Raw genomic sequence first — 4,119 nt, 5'->3', positions numbered from 1 at the left:
AGCCGACCTCGTGGGTCGATGTCTTCATCCTCTTGACGCTGCTGATGCCAACGGCGTTCGCCAATCTCGCCTTCCTGCGCATCCTGCGGCTGTGGTCGCTGTCGCGCAGCGGTTCGCTCTGGCGGCATTTCGAGATGCGAGGACTGCGGCCGTGGCGAGAGGCCAGCCACGCGGTCATCAACCTTTTGACCTTCCTGTTCGTCATCACCGGCTTCGTCTACACGTTCTTCTTTCGCACTGGCGCCGGCCTGGAAAACTATATCGACGCGCTTTATTTCACTGTCGCCACGGTGACGACGACCGGCTTCGGCGACATCGTGCTGCCGGGCATGGCCGGCAAGCTGACGGCAATCGTCACCATGATCATCGGCATATCGCTGTTTGTCAGACTGGCTCAGGCGATCTTCCGGCCAGCCAAGGTGTTGTTTCCCTGTCCGCAGTGCGGCTTGCGGCGGCACGAGCCGGACGCCGTGCATTGCAAGGCCTGCGGCCATCTTCTCAACATACCCGACGAAGGGAACTGACGGCCGGCGGGACTACGACGCCGCCACTTCGGCCGGCTTTATCTGCCTGCGCTGCAGATTGAGCAGATTGCCCATCAGGATCAGCAGCGCGCCGCCGGCGGTGAAGGCGTCGATCTGCTCGCTATAGAGCAGCCAGCCGATCAGTGCCGATAGCGGCACGCGTAGAAAATCCATCGGCGAGACGATGGTCGCGTCGGCATAGCCAAGCGCTCGGGCCATACAGAAATGCGACGACATGCCGGTGAAGGCGATCAGCACGATCCATGGCCATAGCTCCAGTGGCGGGTTGCGCCACGTATAGAGCGCCGGGATGAGACCGACCACCGACTGGACAATCAGCATCCAGCAGATGATGCGTACGACGCTGTCTGTCCGGGTCAGCGACTTGACGGTGACCACCGAGATGCCGAAGCAGGCCGCGGCGCCCAGCACGACGAGATGTCCAGGATCGACCGAGCCGACACCGGGGCGCACGATGATCACCACGCCGATCAGCCCCAGCGCGATCGCTGCCAACTTGGGCCGGTTCAGCCTTTCGCCCAGAAAGATCACCGCCAGGATAGCTGTCCAGATCGGAGTGGTGAATTCGATCGAGATCAACACGGCCAGCGGAATCAAGGTGAGGGCGTAGAGCCATGCCGCCTGGCCCGTGTAATGGATGACGTTGCGGGCGATATGGGCAACCGGGCGCTGCGTGCGCATGGCTTGAAAGCCGCCACTCATCATCACCAGCGGCAGCAGGATGAAGAAGCCGATCACGGAGCGCAACTCCAGCACTTGGAAGACGTTGAGCTCCGCTGTCGTGGCCCGGCCGGCGACCGTCATGCCAAGGAACGAGGCGATAGACAGCGCCATCCAGAACGCGGCCTTGGGGATCGAGGGGGTGGGTGCCATTCGCGCTATGTCGCAGGCCAGCACCTCTGCCGCAACCGCTAGCCAAGGCATTCTTCTGGGCCAGTCGCGACTGGCTCGATGTTGTAAAACAGTCATGTGGCGGACGGAACCTGAAATGGTAGGTGGCGTTGAGTCCCGATGGTCAGCCGTGCTCGTGGATCGCCCCGCCTTTTTTCGAAAACGACAAGGAGAGCTTCGATGAGATCCTTCGCGCAATTCGCGCTTACCGGCGGTCTATTGGTTGCGGCAGGCGCAGCACATGCCGACGAGACCCAATTTCTTCAGTCGTTCAAGGGCAATTTCGCCGGCAAGGGCACTGTCCAGGTAACCACGGATGCTCCGAACGTCAGCGTATCGTGCAGCTTCAAGTCGAATGCGACCTCAACCTCGCTATCGCTGGATGGAAATTGCCGCGGTCTCATTGTGGTGTCGCGGGCCATCAGCGCCAATCTGAAAGTTACAGGTGCCAAATACAGCGGCACCTATGTCGGCTCTCGCACGGGACCGGCGCAACTCAACGGCAGCCGTTCGGGCAATGCGATCAACCTGGGCATTCGCTGGGCCAAGGAGGTCAATGGCGACCGAAGGGCGCAGATGAAGGTCGAGAAACGCGGCGAGAACGGCATGCGGCTGACCGTCATCGACACCGACCCGAAAACCGGCAAGAGCGTGGTGACGAGCAGGATAGACTTGCAGCGCACCTAATCCTCGAGCGGCTCCGGCGGATGGGCATCGCGGCCCTTGCCGAATGTGTAGCCGGTTTCCACCGCCTTGCGGCCGAACTTGTCGCGCAAGGCATCGATGGCGCCCTCGGCCATGGCGCGCTTGCGCGACTGGATGTCGACCAGATCGGGCGGGTCGGCCTTGTCGTCGTCCGAGAGGTCGCTGACGCCGATGCCGAGCAGCCGATACTTCGTGCCGTCGGTTTCCTTGCGCAGAAGCTCCACCCCAGTCTGAAAGATGCGGTCGGCGAGCCGGGTCGGGTCGCCGAGCTGGCGATTGCGCGTGCGCAGCTTGAAATCCTGGCTCTTCAGTTTCAGCACCACGGTGCGCCCGGCAATGCCTGACTTTTTCAGCCGTGCCGAAACCTTTTCCGAAAGACCCCTGAGAACCGCGATCAGTTCCTCCAGCGACGCGATGTCGGTGTCGAAGGTGGTTTCGGCCGATACGCTCTTGGCGTCCTGATCGGGATCGACGCGGCGGACATCCTCGCCGCGCGAAAGGTGGTAGAGCCGGTCGCCCATCGTGCCATAGCGGCGCATGAGGTCGCCGCGATCCATCTGCTGCAGCTGGCCGATGGTGCGGATGCCGTCACGCTCCAGCGTTGCGTTGAACGCCTTGCCGACACCCCAGATCATGGTCACCGGCTGCGCCGCCAGGAAGCCGACCGCCTCGGCTTCGCCGATGACCGAGAAGCCGCGCGGTTTACGGAAGTCCGACGCTATCTTGGCGAGGAACTTGCAGTAGGACAGGCCGGCCGAAACGGTGATGCCGATCTCCTTCTCGACCGCCAGCGCAAAGCGCGCCAGCACCACAGCGGGTGGCAGGCCGTGCAGTCGTTCGGTGCCGGCGAGGTCGAGAAACGCCTCGTCGATCGACAGTGGCTCGACCAGCGGCGTCAGCGCCTGCATCATGGCGCGCACTTCGCGGCCGACGCGGACGTATTTTTCCATGTTGGGGCTGATGACCACCGCCTCCGGGCAGGCTTCGAGCGCCTTGAACATCGGCATGGCCGAGCGGACGCCCTGGATGCGGGCGATGTAGCAGGCGGTGGAGACCACGCCGCGCTTGCCGCCGCCGATGATCAACGGTTTGTCCTTGAGCGCCGGATTGTCGCGCTTTTCGATTGCCGCATAGAAGGCGTCGCAATCGATATGGGCCAGATGCAGCCGGTAAAGCTCGGGATGACGCGCAAGCCGGGGGCTGCCGCAGCGCTCGCAGCGGCGCGTCTGGCTGCGCTGAAGCATCAGGCAGTCGCGGCAAAAACCGTGATCGGGATTGTTGACAGGGGCCGCCATCGCTGCGAACATAAAGAGAACAGAGGCAATGGTACGACAGTGCAAGGCCAGCGACAAGGCTGGCCTGGGGAGAACGCATGAGCACGACCATAGCGCCGCTTGCGCCCGAGCTTTGGGCTGAATTCGAGGACCTCTTCGGCAAGCAAGGTGCCTGCTACGGCTGCTGGTGCACGCACTTCCGGCTGGCGCCGGCGATGCGTCGCGAGAGCAGCCGGGAACGCAACAAGGACCACATCAAGGCGCGCATCGAGGCCGGCCCGCCGCCGGGCCTGCTGGCATTCGAGGACGGTCAGGCGGTTGGCTGGATGCAGATCGGACCGCGCGCCGACGTGCCCGAATGGAACAACCAGGGCAGGGGGTCGGCACCGGTCGATCCTGCCGACGCCACGGATCCGGCCGTCTGGGCGATCTCCTGCTTTTTCATCCGCGGCAAGGCGCGCGGCAGGGGCATCACGCATCGCCTCGTCGAAGGCGGCATCGATTTTGCCCGCCAGAACGGTGCACGGCTGCTCGAGGCTTGTCCGATAGATCTGTCTCGCGATTCGCGTTCGATCGGCCTGTTCGTCGGCTCGTCGCGGGTCTTCGAGAAGGCTGGTTTCGAGAGGCTGTTGGAACGCAAGGCCGGTCGGCCGCTGATGCGGCTGGTGCTTTGATCGAGATTGCCTGCCCGGATGCCGTTGTCG

Annotated in this window: 5 protein-coding genes; 3 read left to right on the top strand and 2 right to left on the bottom strand. The window is 63.4% G+C overall.

All coding sequences use genetic code 11. From position 1 onward, the window contains the following. Window positions 1-524 (top strand): potassium channel family protein (locus ENZ74_RS24070; RefSeq protein ID WP_206522318.1); only part of this gene is annotated, 524 nt, incomplete at its 5' end. Window positions 525-536: 12 nt separating this feature from the next. Here the strand turns inward: ENZ74_RS24070 and ENZ74_RS24065 are convergent. Beyond that, on the bottom strand, window positions 537-1,418 hold the full coding sequence (locus ENZ74_RS24065) for a DMT family transporter (protein ID WP_013531939.1): 882 nt from the start codon (window positions 1,416-1,418) through the stop codon (window positions 537-539). A gap of 198 nt (window positions 1,419-1,616) precedes the next feature. On the opposite strand from ENZ74_RS24065, the gene ENZ74_RS24060 reads away from it, so the two are divergent. Next, window positions 1,617-2,123, top strand: coding sequence for a hypothetical protein (locus tag ENZ74_RS24060; protein ID WP_024503586.1), 507 nt, complete (start codon window positions 1,617-1,619; stop codon window positions 2,121-2,123). On the opposite strand, the gene ENZ74_RS24055 is transcribed toward ENZ74_RS24060, so the two are convergent. Then, window positions 2,120-3,448 (bottom strand): DNA polymerase IV, encoded by a 1,329-nt coding sequence (locus ENZ74_RS24055; RefSeq protein WP_013531937.1) that lies wholly within the window; start codon window positions 3,446-3,448, stop codon window positions 2,120-2,122. The genes ENZ74_RS24060 and ENZ74_RS24055 overlap by 4 nt on opposite strands. Before the next feature lie 65 nt (window positions 3,449-3,513). Between ENZ74_RS24055 and ENZ74_RS24050 the strand changes: the two genes are divergently transcribed. Next, window positions 3,514-4,089 (top strand): GNAT family N-acetyltransferase, encoded by a 576-nt coding sequence (locus ENZ74_RS24050; RefSeq protein ID WP_024503584.1) that lies wholly within the window; start codon window positions 3,514-3,516, stop codon window positions 4,087-4,089. Window positions 4,090-4,119: the final 30 nt, after the last annotated feature.

It is taken from the genome of Mesorhizobium sp. M7A.F.Ca.CA.002.15.2.1 (genome assembly GCF_003998715.1).
GTDB classification, from domain to species: domain Bacteria; phylum Pseudomonadota; class Alphaproteobacteria; order Rhizobiales; family Rhizobiaceae; genus Mesorhizobium; species Mesorhizobium ciceri.
The sequence above is the reverse complement of the archived record's forward strand: the minus strand, read 5'-3'. Positions and strand labels throughout refer to the sequence as shown.